Origin of the sequence: Bradyrhizobium sp. U531 (genome assembly GCF_051710265.1) — a bacterium.
GTDB lineage: Bacteria > Pseudomonadota > Alphaproteobacteria > Rhizobiales > Xanthobacteraceae > Bradyrhizobium.
Genome location: NZ_JASVEN010000005.1, coordinates 356,170 through 374,674, shown reverse-complemented (window position 1 = coordinate 374,674; position 18,505 = coordinate 356,170). Strand labels below are relative to the sequence as shown.

Sequence of the window (18,505 nt, the reverse complement as noted above, 5' to 3'; positions counted from 1 at the left end):
TCAGCGCCTCCCCAAGAGGCCCTGGGGCCGGATGTACATCACGAACACAAGCAGCAGCAGTGCCGGAATGGTGCGATAGGCGGGCGAGACGAGGTAGGCCGTCAGCGTTTCGAGATAGCCGACCACGAAGGCGGCGATCAGCGAGCCGGAGACGCTGCCGAGCCCGCCGAGCACGACGATCGAGAACGCGCTCGCCGTCAACGGCCCGACGCTGTAGGAGCTGACGCCGAGGAACATGCCGAGCAGCACGCCGGCGATGCCGGCGAGGATGCCGTAGATCGCCCACACCACGATGTAGATGTTGGTGAGCTCCAGCCCCAGCAGCGTGACGCCGCGCGGATTCATCGACGCCGCCAGCACTGCCTTGCCGGTACGGGTGCGGTTCACCAGCAGCCACAACAGGGCGATGACGAGGCAGCACACGATGGCGGTGAAGATCTCGTTCTTCGGCGTGCGCACGCCGAGGATCTCGACCACGCCCTCGACGATCGGCAGCACGGTCTTGGCGTTGTTGGTGAAGAAATAGGCGATCACCTCCTGGATCATGATGCCCCAGAGCAGCGTGCCCGTGAGGACGAAGATCTCCTTCTCCTCGTGGGGAATGCGGCGTGAATCCTGGATCGGCTTCACCACCGCGAAGTAGGTGGCGAACGCGGTGAGAAGGGCGACACCGACGCCGATCAGCGCGCCGGCATAGGTGCCGACATTCAGGATGCTGGCGGCGGCCCAGGCTGCCACTGCCGCCGCGACCATGATGGCGCCGTGGGAGAGGTTGAGCACGCCCGAGACGCCGAAGATCAGGGTAAAGCCGGTGGCACCGAGAGCGTAGAGAGCGCTGATGGCAAAGCCATCGATCAGGATCTGGAAGACTCGCATTGATGATTTGCCGCGTGGCAGCCGGGCTGCCGCTTTGAGGGAAGGTGCTGCGTCGGACGCATGTGGAAACTCCCGGGAGGTGGTCCCGGGAGCATTTCCGACTAGTTGCTGAGCTTGATGAAGCCCGGGAACTTGACGTCGACCTTCGCGACGTCCTTCGGCCAGACCGCGCTCTGCTTGCCGCCCTGCCATTGCAGCATCAGGCCCGTGATCAGGCCCTTGCCGTATTTGATCGAATGGGTGAAGGCATCGTCCCTGCCGTAGAACTGGACGCGGCCGATCGTGCCTTCCCAGTCGGTCGCCTCGAGCGCCGTGACCACCTTGTCGGCCTCGGTCGAGCCCGCACGCTTCACCGCATCGGCGATGTAGTAGACCTCGTCATAGGCGGTGTAGCCGGCATAGGACGGATAGTTGCCGAACTTCTTCTTGAAGTTCTCGGCGAACGGCACCGACTTCGGCGTCACCGCGACGCCCGGTCCGGAGACGCCCTGGTACAGCACGCCTTCGGCGGCCTGGTTGGTGTCCTTGCCGAAGGTTTCGTTGGTGGCCTGCGAGGAGATGCCGAACATCGGGATCGGTACCTGCTGGTTCTTCCACTGCACCGTCGGCTGCACGCCGACATGCGAGATGCCGGTGATGATCACGTCGGGCTTGGAACCCTCGATCTTGTTGAAGATCGGCGTGAAGTCGGTGGTATCAGGCGAGAATCGGATGTGGTCGAGCACCTTCAGCCCGATCTTGGGCAGGCATTCCTCATAGCCGATGTCGAGCGGCTTGGTCCACGCCGCGTCCTCGCTCATGATGACCGCGGTCTTCATGTGCATCTTGTCGACGAGCAGGTCCTTGGCGCCGTCGCACACCGAGAGTGCCAGCGCCGCCGACGTCAGGTAGCCGTGGAAGGTGTACTTGTTCTTTTCGTAATCGGCATGGACGCTCTTGCTGATTTCATTGGAGGCCGCGCCAGGCGTGACGAACGGTGTCTTCAGCCGCGACGCCCAAGGCTCCAGCGCCAGCACTACCTCGCTGATGTAGCTCGCGATGACGACATTGACCTTGTCCTCGTTCACCGCGCGCTGAAACGCGCGCACCGAATCCGCGGAGGAGGAATGATTGTCGTAGGAGATGATCTCGATTTTGCGGCCGTCGACGCCGCCGTTCGCATTGATCTCGTCTGCGGCGAGTTGCGCCGCCTGTGGAATGGAGGCGCCGGCAATCGCCTGCGCTTCAGCAATCACACCGATCCGAAGCGGATCCGCCGCAAGCGCCATGTCTGGCGCGGTCACCAGCACACCGGCAGCGGCCGTACCGAGTGCTATTCGCAACGCAACAGAGAGTCGTTTTTTCATGTTGTTCTCTCTCCCTTTGAACAGGCCTCTTGTGAGCCATTATGTCGCAACTATACCGGCCGAGACATTCTCGGCAAGTGAAACTGCGTTCAGGATTGTGAGAGCGAACTAAAGTCTAGCGCTGCGCAGAAAGAGAGCAGGGCAGTCATGCAGATTTCGGCGATGCCTATGCGCGCATGCGGCGTGCCCCCTCTGCGGGGTCAGCGCGTGTGCAGCAACGATGGATCGAGCGCTTCGAGCCGGGCCGGATCGAACGGTGAGAGGTCGATCTGCGTCGTGCCGTCGGCGATCAATTGTGCCAGTGCTTCGCCGGTCGCGGGCGCGTTGAGAAGGCCCCAGACATTGTGTCCGGTCGCAACATAGAGGCTCTCGCTCTGCGGCACCTTGCCGATCAGCGGCAGGCCGTCCTGCGTCACCGGACGGAAGCAGGCCTGCCGCGCGATGATCCTCGCGGGGGCGAACAGCGGCGACAGCCGCTCACTCATCGCTTGCAGGCGCGCGATCGCATCCTCGTCGGGCCGCACGGTGGCAGGATCGAGCGGCAGCGGAGCGATATCGGAAAGCGCGGTGATATGCGTGCTGCCGTCGGCACGCGGGAAGACTTCGATCGACAGGGCGTTGCCGTCGTCTTCATGCTCCAGGAACAACGCGTGATCAGGCACATCGGCGCCGGTGTCGTACACGATGCTCGGGCTGCGCTGGCCATAGACCGCGGGCAGGCTCGCCCATTGCGCCGCGAGCAGCGACCATGGGCCCATCGCGATCACGACGGCGTCCGCCTCGATGATGCTGCCTTCGACTTCCACGCCTGTCGCCGTAACGCCGTCCGCGGCGCGCAGGATGCCGGTGATGCCGCTGCGGCGAAGCTGCGCGCCCAAGGCGATCGCCGCCTCCATCACCGAGGAGGTGAACTTGCGGGGATGGACGATTGCGGTCGTCTCGTCCGTGCCGATGCGCTGCGTGATCACGACGCCGTCGGCGAGCCAGTCGAGTCTGGACGGCAAGTTCCGCCGTTCGTCGCCATCGGCGGCGACGAAGCCGCTATAGGCGCTCATGGGGCGGTGGCCCCAATCGCCAGCGATCTCCGCGGGCAATTGCGCATGAAGCGCAAAGCTGCGCCGTGCCAGCGCATCGAGCGGCGTGCCGGCGCACCAGTCGCGCGCCAGGAAGCCGCCGGCCTTGCCTGAGGCGGCCGCCGCCACTTCGGCCCGCTCGACGACGATCACTTCGATGCCGCGACGGGCAAGAAACGGGGCGGTGCAGGCCCCGATCACGCCACCGCCGCAGATCACAACGCGCATGGTCTCTATTCCCACAGCATGATCTCGAAACCTATCGACAGGTGATCCCTCCCGGCAAGCACAGAGATCATGCGCGAACGATAATCAAGCGCGCGATGCCGATCCATCCTGGCCTCACCACGCTTCAGACGATGAAATCCCGGGCGTTGAGATCGGCGGCGTGGACGCCGTCCAGCGTGATCGTGTCATTGGCGGTCAGATGGATCACAGCATCGCCGGCGCCGTCGTCGCTGATCAGGCTCTTCAGTTCGGCCCAGCCTGCAAAGCCGTAGGCGCGGACGTCGATCACATCATGCTCGCGCGCCACGCTGCCGCCGGCTTTGTTGCCTTGATCGAAGTCGTTGATCACGTCCTGACCCGAGCCGGCGCCGAACACGAACCGATCGTTGTTTGGTCCGCCCCAGAGCTGATCATTGCCGCCGCCGCCATTGAGGACGTCCCGGCCGCCGGTGATCGCGCCGCCCACGAACGGGTTGTAGGCTCGTGCATCGCCATAGAGAAAATCGCCGCGGTCGCTGCCGTAGAGAACATCGTTGCCGCCCTGCGCGTTACCGGTCATCTGCGCGGCATCGCCGACGAGCACGATGGCGGTCGTGTCGGGATTGCCGTCGACGGTTGCGATCAGGATGTCGTCGCCGCCGCGTGCATTGTCGCTCATGTCGCCGCCATCGCCGAACAGCGATGCGCCGCCGGACTGCGCGCCGACGCCGGCGGTATAGATGAGGACGTCATTGCCGCCGCGTGCATCGCCGATCATGGATACCAGGGCATCGCCTGACATCACCACGTTGCCGGAGCCGCCGGCCTGGACCACGCTGACTATGTCGTTGCCGCCTTGGGCGTTGCCGCTCATCAGCGATCCGGAATCGCCGCTGAATTGGCCATACGATCTGTCGCCCATCTCCGCCGCGACGAGATCGTTGCCGCCCTTGGCGTCGCCGGTCATGGCGAGTTCGGCGTCACCCGAGAGATAGAGGTTCGCAAAGATCGCCTTCGAAGCCTCGACATGCAGCACGTCGTTGCCGCCATGGGCTTGATCGGACATGATCTGTGCGTCGCCATCCAGGGACACATAGGGCAGGCGACCCTGAACGGTCGCGACGAGAAGGTCGTTGCCGCCGTGCGATCGGCCGTTCAGCGTCGACTCGTCACCGACAAGCAACAGGCTGCTGGGCCCGTCGTCGACCGTCGCGATCATCATGTCGTTGCCGCCATGGCCGTCGATCGGCAGGCCGGGGTCTCCGATCGCGATCACGAGTTGCTCGCTTCCGAGGCTGACGATGATGGTGTCGTTTGGCATATAGCGCATCGCGAAGGCTCCCCATCCATGTCAGGTGCGGATCGCGGCGAGCTGCATGCCCGCGCACCGCGCCAGACATCTTCTTGGGCTTGATGGCGGAGATTGGCCCGCGGTGCAGCTTGATTGCGGCTGGGGGAACCGCGCCGGTGCGGTGCCTGTATCGTGGCGCGGTCGGGCCTCGGCTCAGGTGCCGTAGGGTGGGCACGCTCCGCTTTGCCCACCCTACGCGTCGTGTCGTGCCTCGTTCAGCCCGGCCCGGCGCCTTGCGTTGCCGTGAACACCGCGTAGAGCGACTGGCTCGCGGCCATGAACAGGCGATTGCGCTTGGGGCCGCCGAAGGTGATGTTGCCGCAAACTTCCGGCAGGCGGATGCGGCCGAGCAGCTTGCCCTCCGGCGACCACACCGTCACGCCGTTGTAGCCCACCGCGCGGCCGGCATTGCTGGAGGCCCAGACATTGCCGTTGACGTCGCAGCGCAGGCCGTCGGGTCCGCACTTCACGCCGTCCACCACGCAATCGCTGAACTTCTTGACGTTGGACAGCTTGTTGTCGCTGCCGACGTCGAACACGAAGATCTCGCCCTTGCCGCCCGGTCCGGTGTCGCCCGGTCCCTTGCCGGTGGAGGCGACGTAGAGCTTCTTGTAGTCCGGCGAAAAGCATAGGCCGTTCGGATCCGGCACCTGCTCCTCGGTGACGACGAGATCGATGCGGCCGGAAGGGTCGATGCGATAGCAATTGGTCGGCAGCTCGCGCTTGCCCGGCGTGAAGCCGGCCGGCTGTCCGATCCGCGGATTGAGTTTGCCGCCCGCATTGCTCGGGCCGCCGGCTGCATCCGGTTCGCCTTCGTAGAGCTGCCCGCCATAGGGAGGATCGGTGAACCAGTAGCTGCCGTCGGGATGAGCGACGACGTCGTTCGGCGAGTTCAGCTTTTTGCCGTTGTAATTGTCGCAGAGCACGGTCGCGGTGCCGTCATGCTCGTAGCGCGTCACGCGGCGGGTCAGATGCTCGCAGGAGAGCTGGCGGCCCTGGAAGTCGAAAGAGTTGCCGTTGGAATTGTTCGACGGCGTACGAAATACGCTGACGCGGCCGTCGTCCTCGCTCCAGCGCATCTGCCGGTTGTTGGGAATGTCGCTCCACAACAGATATCGGCCTTGCGCGCTCCATGCCGGGCCCTCGGCCCACAGCACGCCGGTGTAGAGACGCTTGATCGCGGTGTTGGGTTGCGCGAGGTCGTTGAAGGAGGGATCGACCGCGAGGATGTCGGGGTCCCAGAAATAAGTGGTCGGCGCGCCATGGGGGCCGAAATCGCGCGGCGGGGTGGTGATGGTGGTCGGCGGTGCGGCGGGGCCGGTCTGCGCCAGCGCGGGGCCGGCGACGGTGGCGGCGGCCCCAAGCGCGAGCCCCCGGACGAGTGTTCGTCGTGAAAGCGCAGCATCCTGGTCACGAGCCTCTTGGCTTGTCATCGCGTCCTCCCAATGATGTTCGCTGGCCGGTTGATCCGGCCGAGCGGAGGCGGAGGTTAATGCGGTCCGCCGCCGGTTGCGAGGGGTGGAATCGAAACCAATGAGCGACCGCAGGTCGCAATGTCGTCATATTCGAATGCGCTCGCGGGGAATCTGCGTCCAGGTCCGGCGATGTGCGATCGGGAGGGCTTCGAAATGTTCGCTGGCGCAAGAACGCGCGTGCGGCAAAGCGCGGCATGCGACGCATTCCGCCCGGTTCGAGCCATGATTTCGCGCCGATTGCCACGCAGAAACCGTTCGAGGCAATGAACGGAGTTGAACGTGGGTGGCGTCATCGTATTGATTGTGTTGCTGGGGATCGCGTTCGCGGCCGGCTATTTCACGCGCGACTACATCTCCAGCAAACGACGTGCGGAAGCCCGCCGCTGGCGCGAATATGCCGAGCCGGATTGGCTGCCCGCCAGCGCCGCCAACACCAACGAGATCGCGAGCGCCATGACGGCGGTGCCCGTCGTCAACGGCGAACTCGGCCAGATGCTGGACCGCTGGCAGACCAGGGCCCGCGCCCGCCGCGCGGGCTGAGGCGGAGGCCTTGTAGCCCGGATGAGCGAAGCGATATCCGGGGCCTTTGTGCCTGTCGCACCAGATCCCGGGTATCGCTTCGCTCACCCGGGCTACGGACCGGGCCTGTGGTCGCGCTCTGTCAACCCGCTTCGCCCAAAAGATTCCACTTTACCGAAATTCGGTTTCGGCGTATCTATTGCCCATCCCGGCTCACCAGGAGGGGCGATCTCGAGGTCGTCTTGATCGCGAGCCGGGCTTGCGGTGGACGCGGCAGCGTCGGCACGAGATGGGGCGGGCAGGGCAGGTAGTCCCTGTGAGTCCGACACCGCGTGCAGACGAGCGGCGCTGAACGCGTACGGCAAAACCGTGTGGTCCTGGCCGTCGTTGCTACGGTCAAGTCGTTCGAAGATGCGTGCGAGCCCAACCGGGTGGACGGCATCATGCAATTCGAACGGCGAGGGAGGCCAAAGGAAAGTTCGGCTCCCGGGAGATCACGGCATAAGCCGTCCGACCACCGCGCAGGGAAGGCCGAGTGATCGGCACCACCTGTATGCTGCTGTGCGGTTCTTCCTGCGTGTGCATTTCGCGCAGCGGACCGCGGGTGCGTAGTCGGCACCCGGCCTTCCCTGCGCCCTCCTGGATTTGGGAGGGCGGAGCGACGATGCAAAGCTCGGGCGAACAAGCCGCGAGAATGCGAAAGCATGTCTGCGACCACACACTCACTGTCATCGCCCGCCTTGTGCGCGATTGCGCACGGGGGCGGGCGATCCAGTACTCCGAGACCGCTGTGATTGAGCCGAGAAGCCGCAACGTACTGGATTCCCCGCCTTCGCGGGGAATGACAGTGCCACTCGGGGAAACAGCCTGTCACCTCATCCACCGTCATTGCGAGCGCAGCGAAGCAATCCAGACTGCCTGCTCGGAGGGACTCTGGATTGCTTCGCTGCGCTCGCAATGACGTGGAGAGAGCCTGCGCTCACACCCACCGCTCTCGTGCCCCGGACGCAGCGCAGCGCTCTTGCGGTGCGCTGCAGAGCCGGGGCCCATGCTGCCGCGGGTCGTGCCGCCCTGGGTCCCGGCTCAGCGCAGCAGCGTCTCACGCTGCAGCGCATCCGGGACACGCAAGAGCGAGGGGCGCGCCCCAACCAGGTCAGTCCCCCTGACCATCTTTTGGCGTTGCAGTTGTTGCCATTTCTCGTCTAGAAACGACGCTACTGGGCCTCCCGGCAACCAACCGTCAACGGTTTTGCCCGAGGATTTGTGGGCTCAAAAGGGTCTGGCAATGCTGATTCGCGGCCAAATCGATGGGATTTCGGGGGAGGTGGCTCTGGCCGCCGCCACGATCCCGGCCGCGCTGCTGCCCACCCTCCTGATTGGCGGGCTTCTTCTTAGCTGCCCCTGAGGGCCGGCTGGGCGCCATGCGCCTGGGCGCTCAGGGGTTGGTCGAGATCACCGGACACCTCAAGCGCCAGGGACCTAGACGGCCTGAACGGCGCAAAAGCTCAAAAGGAAATTTGAAATGGCCACCGTGAACAAGTCCGAGAAGGACCGCGTCATCATTTTCGACACCACGCTGCGCGACGGCGAGCAGTGCCCCGGCGCCACCATGACCTTCGAGGAGAAGATCGAGGTCGCCGAGCTGCTGGACGATATGGGTGTCGACGTGATCGAGGCCGGCTTCCCGATTACCTCGCAAGGTGACTTCGAAGCGGTGAGCGAGATCGCCCGCCGTTCCAAGAATGCCGTCATCGCCGGCCTGTCCCGCGCCCATCCCGCCGACATCGACCGCTGCGCCGAAGCCGTGAAATTCGCCAAGCGCGGCCGCGTCCACACCGTGATCGCGACCTCCCCGCTGCACATGCGGGTGAAGTTGAACAAGACGCCGGAAGAAGTGCTGGAGACCTCGGTCGCGATGGTCGCCCGCGCCCGCAACCAGATCGACGACGTCGAATGGTCGGCCGAGGACGGCACCCGCAGCGAGATGGACTATCTGTGCCGCATCGTCGAAGCGGTCATCAAGGCCGGCGCCACCACGGTGAACATCCCCGACACCGTCGGCTATACGGTGCCGGAGGAATACACCCACTTCATGAAGACGCTGATCGAGCGCGTGCCGAACTCCGACAAGGCCGTATTCTCGGTGCATTGCCATAACGACCTCGGCATGGCCGTGGCGAACTCGCTGGCCGGCATCGTCGGCGGCGCGCGCCAGGTCGAGTGCACCGTCAACGGCATCGGCGAGCGCGCCGGCAACGCCGCGCTCGAAGAGATCGTGATGGCGATCAACGTGCGCAACGACAAATTCCCGTACTGGAACAAGATCGACACCACGCAGCTGACCCGCGCCTCCAAGGTGGTGTCGGCGGCGACCTCGTTCCCCGTTCAGTACAACAAGGCCATCGTCGGCCGGAACGCGTTCGCGCATGAGAGCGGTATCCACCAGGACGGCGTGCTGAAGGACGCCTCCACCTACGAGATCATGCGGCCCGAGATGGTCGGCCTGAAGCAGTCTTCGCTGGTGCTGGGCAAGCACTCCGGCCGCCATGCCTTCGTGCACAAGCTGGAGGAGATGGGCTACAAGCTCGGCCCGAACCAGCTGGAAGATGCGTTCACGCGGATGAAGGCGCTGGCCGACCGCAAGAAGGACATCTACGACGAGGACATCGAGGCGCTGGTCGACGAGGAGATGGCCGCCTCGCACGACCGCATCAAGCTGACCTCGCTGACCGTGATCGCCGGCACCCATGGCCCGCAGCGCGCGACCATGAAGCTCGACGTCGACGGCCAGATCAAGATCGAGGAAGCCGAGGGCAACGGCCCGGTCGATGCGGTGTTCAACTGCATCAAGCGCCTGGTGCCGCACGAGGCCAAGCTGGAACTGTACCAGGTCCACGCTGTCACCGAAGGCACCGACGCGCAAGCCGAGGTCTCGGTGCGGCTGTCGCATGACGGCCGCTCGATGACGGCACGCGCGGCGGACCCGGATACGCTGGTGGCCTCGGCCAAGGCCTATCTCGGCGCGCTCAACAAGATCGTCATGAAGCGCCAGCGCGACACCGTGACCTCGGCTGCGGCGAGCTGACACACGAAGCCTGTCATCCCGGGGCGACGAAAGCATCGAGCCCGGGATCTCCAGATTTCTCCGGTGCGCAATTGCGCACCGGAGGTTAGGTCCCTCGGACCGCCCCGGATTGACATCGTTCATGATGAATAGCTGCCCTGCTAAGGGCCAATAGCGGCTCAGCCTCCCAGCCGCTATTGATGTCAACGGCTTAAGGCTCGGCCACCCCGCGCGTCAGGGCAGCCAAAATAATTTCAGGGAGAGACTATGCGCACCTTCGCGATCGCCGCGTCCATCGCGGCACTGGCACTCGGACTTGCCGGGCCGGCATCGGCCCAATCGCCGATCATCATCAAGTTCAGCCACGTCGTCGCCACCGACACGCCGAAGGGCAAGGGGGCGGAGAAGTTCAAGGAACTGGCCGAGAAGTACACCGGCGGCAAGGTCAAGGTCGAGGTCTATCCGAACTCGACGCTGTACAAGGACAAGGAAGAGCTCGAAGCGCTTCAGCTCGGCAGCGTGCAGATGCTGGCGCCGTCCAATTCCAAATTCGGACCGCTCGGCATCCGCGAGTTCGAGGTGTTCGATCTGCCCTACATCCTGCCCGACCTGAAGACGCTGCGGAAGGTGACGGAAGGTCCGCTCGGCACGCGGCTGCTCAAGCTGCTGGATGCCAAGGGCATCACCGGCCTTGCCTATTGGGACAACGGCTTCAAGCAGATGAGCGCCAACAAGAAGCTGGTCACGCCGGCCGATTATCAGGGCGTCAAGTTCCGCATCCAGTCCTCGCGCGTGCTGCAGGCCCAGTTCAAGGCGCTCAGCGCGCTGCCGCAGGTGATGGCGTTCTCGGAAGTCTACCAGGCGCTGCAGACCGGCGTGGTCGACGGGCAGGAGAACACCTGGTCGAACATCTATACCCAGAAGATGCACGAGGTGCAGAAGTACATCACCGAGACCAATCACGGCTACATCGGCTACGTCGTGATCGTGAACAAGAAGTTCTGGGACGATCTGCCGGCCGACATCCGCGACCCGCTCACCAAGGCGATGAAGGAAGCGACCGAATTCGGCAACGCCCAGTCGCAGAAGGAGAACGACGACGCGCTCGCCGAGATCAAGAAGAGCGGCAAGAGCGAGATCATCAAGCTCACCGCGGAGCAGAGCGAGGCGATGCGCAAGGCGATGGAGCCGGTCTACAAGGATGCCGCGGGCCGCATCGGCCAGCCGCTGATCGACGAATTCCTCAAAGAGGCCAAGAGCACGACGAACTGAGCACGACGAACGGATCGTTTCGGACGATGAACGAAGGCTTCCGTGCGCGCTGCACGGAAGCCTTTTTGTTGCGAATGATGTCTGCGCTTCGCCCGGAGGTAAAATCGCGCGTTACATCTTCGTAAGGACGCGCTCCCTGTCCAAGTTGTAAGTTGCGTGTCAGCCGCCTCGCGCCCATCTTCATGGACATCCTTCCAGAGGAGGTTCGGATGAAGAAGTTCACCATCGCCGCCATCGCCGTGCTCAGCATCGCCGGCTCGGGCGCGGTCTATGCCCAATACCATCGCCCGTGGATGGAGCACATGCGCCACCACGTCCGCATGAACCCGGAGGATCGCGCCGCCCTCGTCGACGCGCGCATCGCCGCCGTGCATGCCGGGCTGAAGCTCAATGCCGACCAGGAGAAGCTGTGGCCGCCGGTCGAGGCCGCCGTACGCGACTTCGCCAAGCTGCGCATGGATCGCGCCAATGCGCGGATGAACGCCGGTCCCGGCGATGCCGGCAAGGACGCTGCAAAGGACGCCGACAAGCCGGAGGATCCGGTCGCCCGTCTACGCCAGCGCGCCGAGGACATGGGCGCGACGTCGGCGGCCTTGAAGAAGATCGCCGATGCGGCCGATCCGCTCTACAAGACCCTCGACGAGGGCCAGAAGCGGCGCCTCGCCGTGCTGACCCGGCACCGCGGCCCGTTCGGCGGCGGCGAAGACGGCCCCCGCCACTTCATGGAGCGTGGCATGGAACGTGGCATGGGCGGCCGGATGATGGATCGCAGCATGGAGCACTTCCATCACGACCGTTTCGACCGTGATGGCGGCCCGGACCGCGACCGTGAGGGCCGGCTCTGAGCTATCAGGGATTTTGCCGGCGTTAACCCCGGAATTAACCTTGGCGAAGCCGCTGGAATCCAGCGGCTTTTCGCTTTTTGGGGACTGTGGAAAAACCTTCGCCGCATCGCTTGCCAGACCGGATTCGCTTTGCTAAACGACCGGCCTCGCAAGGCATTGATCGCCTTTCGGGCGCATAGCTCAGTTGGTAGAGCAGCTGACTCTTAATCAGCGGGTCCCAGGTTCGAGCCCTGGTGCGCCCACCATTCCAAAGCCCTGCAGAGGCAGGGTTTTTTCATGTCGGGCCTCAGAACAAGCGCGACGTCTGTGTGGGCGGACGCCGCACGGTAAGGCTGCTTGCGTGGCAGAACCTCACCGGCCCGCTGTTCGACCTGTCCATCGCTTCCGCACCTTCACCGCATTCGACAGGGCGAGCGGACCTGATCGGGCCGGTCGATGATTTGCCCGGCTGGATGATCTCAAACCGATCATCCGTCCCGGCGCAGCCTGGCGCTGGCGTGAGAGCTGGATGCGGATTGCGCGAAGCGCGTGTGCCCCGTGCTCGCGCTGGGATTGCTCGGGAGCGCCGAGGCAGGTCGCCGCGCGCTGAGAAGATTCCCCGCCTCGACTGCATCTCCATCATATCGACCCGGCAACGGTCATCGGCGTCACCTCGACCTTCGTCGGGAGCGACGAAGGAGGGCTTGGCTTGCCCATTGAACAACGTTAGATGTAAGCGATCGTCTAATCCGTGGTTAAGTTGTTGTCTCGATCTACTGTGCGAGTTGGGGGACCCGGCACATCCTGCGCGGTTCCCGGTTGGGATCCCGGCCTATTTCGGTCGGGTTTAAAGCTTGGGTCATGACCATTGCGATTGCGAAAGCGCCTGACGAGGCCGCAGGCACGCCCGGCGGCAACGATCCCGAGCTTCCTGCGTCGCTGCTTTCCTTTATCCTGATCGCAAAATTCCTCGGCGTTCCCGCCGATGCGGGGCAGATCGCGCATGACCATGGCGCGCCGGGCGAGCAGTACCGGCTCGAGGACCTCGCGCGGGTCGCCAAGCGGCTGAAGATCGTCGCCAAGGTGAAGCCTGCGGCCACCGACGCGCTCCACAAGGTGCCGTTGCCCGCGCTCGCCGAACTCGAGGACGGCTCGGCCGTCGTCTTGCTCAAGGTCGACCAGCAGGAAGCAGGATCGCGCTACCTGATCCAACGCGGCAATGGCGGGCGTCCCGAAGTGTGGACGGCGGAGGATTTTGGCGGCCGGTATGCCGGGCGCCTGCTGCTGATGACGACGCGCGAGCTGATGGCGGGGGCGACGCGCCCCTTCGACATCTCCTGGTTCATCCCGGCGCTGGTGAAATACCGCGGGCCGCTGCGCGACGTGCTGATCGGGTCGTTTTTCCTGCAGTTGATGGGATTGATCTCGCCCATCTTTTTCCAGCTCGTCATCGACAAGGTGCTGGTCCATCAATCGCTGACGACGCTCGACGTGCTGGCGATCGGGCTGTCGGCGGTGCTGATCTTCGAGACGGCCCTGTCGGCGCTGCGCAACTGGCTGTTCGCGCACACCACCAATCGCGTCGACAGCGAGCTTTCGTCGCAGCTGTTCCGCCACCTGCTCAACTTGCCGCTGTCCTATTTTGAAGCCCGCCGCGTCGGCGACAGCGTCGCGCGCGTGCGCGAGCTCGATCGCATCAGGGAGTTCCTGACCTCGAACGCCGTCACCGTGGTGATCGACCTGTTTTTCACCATCGTCTTTTTCGGCGTCATGTACGCCTACAGTCCGCTCCTGACCCTGATCGTCACGCTGTCGATCCCGCTCTATGTGGCGATCTCGGTGGTCGTGACGCCGCCGCTGCGCGCGCGTCTCGACGAGAAATTCAAGCGCGGCGCGGAGAACCAGTCGTTCCTGGTCGAGAGCGTCACCGGCATCGGCACGCTGAAGGCGATGGCGGTCGAGCCGCAGATGCGGGCGAAATGGGAGAAGCAGTTCGCAGGCTACACCAGCACCGGATTCCAGGTCGCAACGCTCGCGAACTGGGGCAGCCATCTGATCCAGCTGGTGTCCAAGCTGACCACGGTCGCGATCCTGTTCTTCGGCGCGAAAGCAGTCATCGCCGGCGACCTCTCGGTCGGATCGCTGGTTGCCTTCAACATGCTGTCCGGGCGTGTCGCGCAGCCGATCCTGCGGCTGTCCCAGCTCTGGCAGGACTTTCAGCAGGTGCGCATCTCGGTCGACCGGCTCGGCGACGTCCTGAACGCGCCGGCCGAGCCCGACCACAATCCCAACCGGGCGAGCCTTCCTCCGATCAAGGGCGCGGTGAGTTTCGATCGGGTTCGCTTCCGCTATCGTCCCGACGCGCCTGAAGCGCTGCGCGGCGTCTCGCTCGCGATCCAGCCCGGCGAGATGATCGGCATCGTCGGCCCCTCCGGCTCGGGCAAGTCGACGCTGACCAAGCTGGTGCAGCGCCTTTACGTTCCGGAACAGGGCAGGGTGCTCGTGGACGGTGTCGATCTCGCGCTGGTCGATCCCGCCTGGCTGCGCCGGCAGATCGGCGTCGTGCTGCAGGAGAACATCCTGTTCAACCGCTCGGTGCGCGAAAACATCGCGCTCGCCGACACCACGATGCCGATGGAGCGGGTCATCGCAGCCGCGCAGCTCGCCGGCGCGCACGAGTTCATCCTCAGCCTTTCGCACGGCTACGACACGGTGATCGACGAGCGCGGCGGCAACCTCTCGGGCGGACAGCGCCAACGCATGGCGATCGCGCGGGCGCTGATCGGCAATCCGCGCATCCTGATCCTCGACGAGGCGACCAGCGCGCTCGACGCCGAAAGCGAGGAGATCATCCAGCATAATCTCGCCGGCATCGCGCGCGGCCGCACCGTCATCATCATCGCGCATCGCCTCTCCGCCGTGCGCCAATGCGACCGGATCGTCACGGTGGAAGCCGGCGAGATCACCGAGACCGGCGATCACCAGACATTGTTGCGCTCGGGCGGCCGCTATGCCCAGCTCTACACCAAGCAGATGGGGCGCAGCACGTGACGGCCTGGGTCGCCGAGCGCTTTCCGACTTTCGCCAGGCACTGGGCCGTGCTGCGGGCGAGCTGGAGCATGCAGAACGAGGCCGACCGCAACCGGCGACCGCGCTCCGATCACGAGTTCCTGCCGGCCGCGCTCGAGATCATGGAGAAGCCCCCGAGCCCCGGCCTGCGCATGCTGCTGCTGATGACCTGCGGCTTTTTCACCGCCGCGCTGGTCTGGTCCGTCATAGGCACCGTCGACGTCGTGGCGGTGGCGAGCGGGAAGATCATTCCGTCGAGCAAGGTCAAGACAATTCAGCCGATGGAGATCGGCTCGGTGCGCGCCATCCATGTCGCCAACGGCCAGCATGTGGAGGAGGGGCAGCTTCTGGTCGAGCTCGACCCGACGCTGGCGACCGCCGACGAGGCGCAGGCGCGCCAGAACCTGCAGGCCTCGAGGCTGATCCAGGCCCGCAACGCCGCGCTGCTCGCCTATCTCGACGGCCGGTCGGCCGGGTTCGCCGCACCGGAAGACGCGCCGGCCGCCGCCATCGCGGTGGAGGAGCAATACGTCCGCGCCAGCATCGCCGAATACGAGGCGCAGGTGGCAAGCCTGCAGCAGCAGATCGCGCAGCGCGCGGCCGAGCTGACCTCGGCCGAGGTCGAGATCAACAAGCTGCGCCTCACGCTGCCGCTCGTCGAACAATCGCTCGAGGCGCGCCGGCAGCTCACCGAGCAGGGCAATTTCGCGCGGCTGCGGCTGCTCGAATACGAGCAGCAACGCATCGAGCACGTCCAGAACGTCGACGTGCAGCTCGCCAATGCCGCGCGGGCGCGCGCGGCGATGACGGCGCTCGAGGCCGAGATCCGCAAGCTGCGCGAGACCTTCGGCAAGACCGCCGTGACCGAGATGGTCCAGGCTCGCGACAAGGCCCAGCTCGCGGCCGAAGATCTGCGCAAGACCACGCGGCGGCGCGAGTTCCTGCAGTTGCGCGCGCCGGTGGCCGGAACGGTGCAGCAGCTCGTGGTCGCGACGATCGGCGGCGTGGTGCAGCCGGCGCAGCCGCTGATGACCGTCGTCCCTGACGGTGCCGAGATCGAGGTCGAAGCCCAGGTCCTCAACAAGGACATCGGCTTCGTCCGCGAGGGCCAGCCGGTCCGGGTCAAGCTGGAGGCGTTTCCCTTCACCGATTACGGGCTGGTGCCTGGTATCGTCGAGAGCATCAGCCGCGATGCGATCGACCTGTCGCAGTCGAACGGCCAGCCGCAGCGCGACGAGAAAGGCCGGCCGATCCAGCCCGGCCTCGTCTACGCCGCGCGCATCCGCCTGTTGCAGACCAGCATCCGCATCCGCGACCGCCAGCAGCCGCTCGGCCCCGGCCTCTCCGTGCAGGCCGAGATCAAGACCGGGGAGCGCCGGATCATCCAATATCTGCTGTCGCCAATCACGCAGTCGCTCGATGAGGCCGGCCGCGAGCGGTGAGGCGATTGATCGCTCCGGCCGTTCGAGCCGGCCGCGCTGGAAAAGACGAAGATGCTCTGACCCGCACGATACGCGCGTGCGTGGCTGGCGCGATCGACGGATCAAGGGCGCGGCATCGAGGCCCATCGCATGACGGCGCGTGACGCCATCGCTCCGCTCGAGTCCGCTGCCCGTTTGTCTCGAGCTTCGCAAATTTTTCGTCGAGCAGTCCGCGCCGATCTCGGAACCCCGCCGAGTTCCGTTTTTCAAACTGCCGATCGTTGCCGATCGCAACGGACGTGAGACACACTTCGAAACATTTTTTTGGACGCCCCGCGGTTTCGTCTTGAAGTTGTATCCGAGTTAACGTTCTATGAACGTCGAAGGAGGGGGCAGTGGGGCTGCGTCCTATCACCTGCGCCGGAACTATTTATCCGCTTCCATGGCGACCGCCGATACAACCGGAGCGGGTATTGTGCAGGGGACGGATTCTTCTCGTCGGCAGGCGAGCGGCCCGGACGGGCCGTTGGCTGCTGCGGCAGGCTCATTTCCCCGTTGATCATGAAAAGCCCCGTCGAACGGGCTGAATGTGGGGAGCTAGAGCCATGGCAAAAAGCGCGAACGAGACGGCAGCGGCCGCCAAGCCGGCATTGAACGGGATCAAAGGCGGAGCTGCGGCCGAACCCGCGAATGCGAAAGAGCGCGCGCTCGATCCGCAAGTGCTGGCGCAAATCGCCGCGTTCAAGATGAGGATCCAGGCTGGCGTCGGCGAGGTCGTCCTCGCCATGCTGAACCTGCCGCGCTACCGCAACCAGACCCTGGCCGACGTCATGCATCTCGTCGTCGAGCCGATGACGCGCGACCGCATCGCGATCGCCAAGGCGGGCGGCGAAGGCAAGGTCGAGGAGACCGCCGGCATCGCGATCTGGGCGAGCGTCTCCGAAGAAGTCGACGCCAAGATCCGCGAGCAGATTCAGGCGCGCGTGTTCCCGGTTCGGCTCAAAGCCGAGGACTGGGCCAGCGGCGACACCACATGGCTGCTCGACGTCATCGCCCCCTCGCAAAAAGTCGCCACCGCCGTGCTCGCCAATTTCAAGCAGGTGGTGAAGGACAAGCCGGTGCGCATTCATCCGATCGTGAGCCAGCTGGTTGATCCGGCGGTGCTGGAGAAGATGAAGGTACGGCCGGTGGAGGAGGCTGAACCCAAACAAGCGCGTGGTGAGCCCCGATCATAAAGCGAAATCACACGGGGGCGCCTGTGGGCAGCGTAAGCATGCCGACGCGAACGTCCAGGGCACCTGCATGGAAAAGCTTGCCGCATGAGCGGGTTGACAAAAGTGCTGCTGCTCCTGGCGGTCCTCACTGCTGGTGCGATCGTGTGGTGGAAGCTCAACTACCCGATCTATTCCTGGAATCAGAAGCTGACGGTGACGGTATCGACCCCTCAAGGAGAGGTTTCCGGGTTTTCCGTCGTATCTGTTTCGTGGGCCAAGAATTTCTTTTCGGGCGGTTGGGGCGGCGCGCTCTATCATCTGTCGTTGCGAGGCGACGCGACGACCATCGATCTCGGCAGAGGCCAGTTCCTGTTTGCGATTCTCGGCTACCAGCACAGCCAGGAGACTCAATGCACCGGGCTGATCGCACCAAAACTTTTCGGCGACGAGAAGCTCTATTGGTCGCCGGATACTTTCAGGCAGGTTCAGGCGGCGAAGGGCCGCGGTCCGGTCGCTCTACCGCAAAGACTTTTTCCACGCTTCCTGCGCTTTCGCGACATCAAGGATCCGGCGACGGCGGAACTCGTCGATCCTGACGATCTGGCTAAAAGCTTCGGTCCCGGCTTCCGCCTCGTACGCGTGACAATCGAGATTACCGATGATGCGGTGACACGAGGCATAAGAAATATCCTGCCGTGGCTGTCGCGGCAGGTCGGATGGTTTCGGCTCAATGCGGGTCCCGATTTGCCACCCATCGGTCCCGCCAATCTCATCGACATCGATACACTTTGATT

At 64.6% G+C, this 18,505-nt stretch carries 13 protein-coding genes and 1 tRNA gene; 9 read left to right on the top strand and 5 right to left on the bottom strand.

All coding sequences use genetic code 11. The features are described 5' to 3' along the window. The 5 genes from QRQ56_RS24145 to QRQ56_RS24125 all read right to left on the bottom strand — a co-directional run bounded on the left by QRQ56_RS24145 (position 1) and on the right by QRQ56_RS24125 (position 6,286). Positions 1-876 carry a branched-chain amino acid ABC transporter permease gene (locus tag QRQ56_RS24145; RefSeq protein ID WP_438743477.1) on the bottom strand — a complete coding sequence of 292 codons (876 nt, stop codon included), beginning with the start codon at positions 874-876 and terminating at the stop codon, positions 1-3. 101 nt (positions 877-977) lie between these two features. Continuing rightward, the gene (locus QRQ56_RS24140; RefSeq protein ID WP_438743476.1) at positions 978-2,222 is read right to left on the bottom strand and encodes an ABC transporter substrate-binding protein; all 1,245 of its coding nucleotides are present in this window, start codon (positions 2,220-2,222) and stop codon (positions 978-980) included. A 200-nt stretch (positions 2,223-2,422) separates the two neighbouring features. After that, the gene (locus tag QRQ56_RS24135; RefSeq protein WP_438743475.1) at positions 2,423-3,523 is read right to left on the bottom strand and encodes an NAD(P)/FAD-dependent oxidoreductase; all 1,101 of its coding nucleotides are present in this window, start codon (positions 3,521-3,523) and stop codon (positions 2,423-2,425) included. A 124-nt stretch (positions 3,524-3,647) separates the two neighbouring features. Next, a complete protein-coding gene (locus QRQ56_RS24130; protein ID WP_438743474.1) occupies positions 3,648-4,832 on the bottom strand; it encodes a calcium-binding protein in 1,185 nt (394 codons plus the stop codon). Between the two features lie 236 nt (positions 4,833-5,068). After that, positions 5,069-6,286: an SMP-30/gluconolactonase/LRE family protein gene (locus QRQ56_RS24125; RefSeq protein ID WP_438743472.1), complete on the bottom strand. Its 1,218-nt coding sequence runs from the start codon at positions 6,284-6,286 to the stop codon at positions 5,069-5,071. A gap of 321 nt (positions 6,287-6,607) precedes the next feature. Between QRQ56_RS24125 and QRQ56_RS24120 the strand changes: the two genes are divergently transcribed. From QRQ56_RS24120 to QRQ56_RS24080, 9 genes are all read left to right on the top strand, one after another. Continuing rightward, a complete protein-coding gene (locus QRQ56_RS24120) occupies positions 6,608-6,868 on the top strand; it encodes a hypothetical protein (protein WP_438743471.1) in 261 nt (86 codons plus the stop codon). Between the two features lie 1,501 nt (positions 6,869-8,369). Continuing rightward, on the top strand, positions 8,370-9,932 hold the full coding sequence (locus QRQ56_RS24115; protein ID WP_438743470.1) for a 2-isopropylmalate synthase: 1,563 nt from the start codon (positions 8,370-8,372) through the stop codon (positions 9,930-9,932). 246 nt (positions 9,933-10,178) lie between these two features. After that, complete coding sequence (locus QRQ56_RS24110; RefSeq protein ID WP_438743469.1) at positions 10,179-11,183, top strand: TRAP transporter substrate-binding protein; 1,005 nt, start codon at positions 10,179-10,181, stop codon at positions 11,181-11,183. A 209-nt stretch (positions 11,184-11,392) separates the two neighbouring features. Next, a complete protein-coding gene (locus tag QRQ56_RS24105) occupies positions 11,393-12,028 on the top strand; it encodes a Spy/CpxP family protein refolding chaperone (protein WP_438743467.1) in 636 nt (211 codons plus the stop codon). A 169-nt stretch (positions 12,029-12,197) separates the two neighbouring features. Then, positions 12,198-12,273: transfer RNA gene (locus QRQ56_RS24100), tRNA-Lys, on the top strand. A gap of 595 nt (positions 12,274-12,868) precedes the next feature. After that, positions 12,869-15,058: a type I secretion system permease/ATPase gene (locus QRQ56_RS24095; protein WP_438743466.1), complete on the top strand. Its 2,190-nt coding sequence runs from the start codon at positions 12,869-12,871 to the stop codon at positions 15,056-15,058. After that, positions 15,055-16,518 carry an HlyD family type I secretion periplasmic adaptor subunit gene (locus QRQ56_RS24090; RefSeq protein WP_438743465.1) on the top strand — a complete coding sequence of 488 codons (1,464 nt, stop codon included), beginning with the start codon at positions 15,055-15,057 and terminating at the stop codon, positions 16,516-16,518. The genes QRQ56_RS24095 and QRQ56_RS24090 overlap by 4 nt, the downstream gene beginning before the upstream one ends. Before the next feature lie 584 nt (positions 16,519-17,102). Beyond that, on the top strand, positions 17,103-17,732 hold the full coding sequence (locus QRQ56_RS24085) for a toxin-activating lysine-acyltransferase (protein WP_438743464.1): 630 nt from the start codon (positions 17,103-17,105) through the stop codon (positions 17,730-17,732). A gap of 84 nt (positions 17,733-17,816) precedes the next feature. After that, positions 17,817-18,503 (top strand): hypothetical protein, encoded by a 687-nt coding sequence (locus QRQ56_RS24080; protein ID WP_438743463.1) that lies wholly within the window; start codon positions 17,817-17,819, stop codon positions 18,501-18,503. Positions 18,504-18,505 lie beyond the last annotated feature (2 nt).

What these genes read in the sequence shown, in the direction of transcription:
- QRQ56_RS24145 (WP_438743477.1), bottom strand. Translation starts at nt 876, where the DNA reads ATGCGAGTCTTCCAGATCCTGATCGATGGCTTTGCCATCAGCGCTCTC.
- QRQ56_RS24140 (WP_438743476.1), bottom strand. Translation starts at nt 2,222, where the DNA reads ATGAAAAAACGACTCTCTGTTGCGTTGCGAATAGCACTCGGTACGGCC.
- QRQ56_RS24135 (WP_438743475.1), bottom strand. Translation starts at nt 3,523, where the DNA reads ATGCGCGTTGTGATCTGCGGCGGTGGCGTGATCGGGGCCTGCACCGCC.
- QRQ56_RS24130 (WP_438743474.1), bottom strand. Translation starts at nt 4,832, where the DNA reads ATGCGCTATATGCCAAACGACACCATCATCGTCAGCCTCGGAAGCGAG.
- QRQ56_RS24125 (WP_438743472.1), bottom strand. Translation starts at nt 6,286, where the DNA reads ATGACAAGCCAAGAGGCTCGTGACCAGGATGCTGCGCTTTCACGACGA.
- QRQ56_RS24115 (WP_438743470.1), top strand. Translation starts at nt 8,370, where the DNA reads ATGGCCACCGTGAACAAGTCCGAGAAGGACCGCGTCATCATTTTCGAC.
- QRQ56_RS24110 (WP_438743469.1), top strand. Translation starts at nt 10,179, where the DNA reads ATGCGCACCTTCGCGATCGCCGCGTCCATCGCGGCACTGGCACTCGGA.
- QRQ56_RS24105 (WP_438743467.1), top strand. Translation starts at nt 11,393, where the DNA reads ATGAAGAAGTTCACCATCGCCGCCATCGCCGTGCTCAGCATCGCCGGC.
- QRQ56_RS24095 (WP_438743466.1), top strand. Translation starts at nt 12,869, where the DNA reads ATGACCATTGCGATTGCGAAAGCGCCTGACGAGGCCGCAGGCACGCCC.
- QRQ56_RS24085 (WP_438743464.1), top strand. Translation starts at nt 17,103, where the DNA reads ATGGCAAAAAGCGCGAACGAGACGGCAGCGGCCGCCAAGCCGGCATTG.
- QRQ56_RS24080 (WP_438743463.1), top strand. Translation starts at nt 17,817, where the DNA reads ATGAGCGGGTTGACAAAAGTGCTGCTGCTCCTGGCGGTCCTCACTGCT.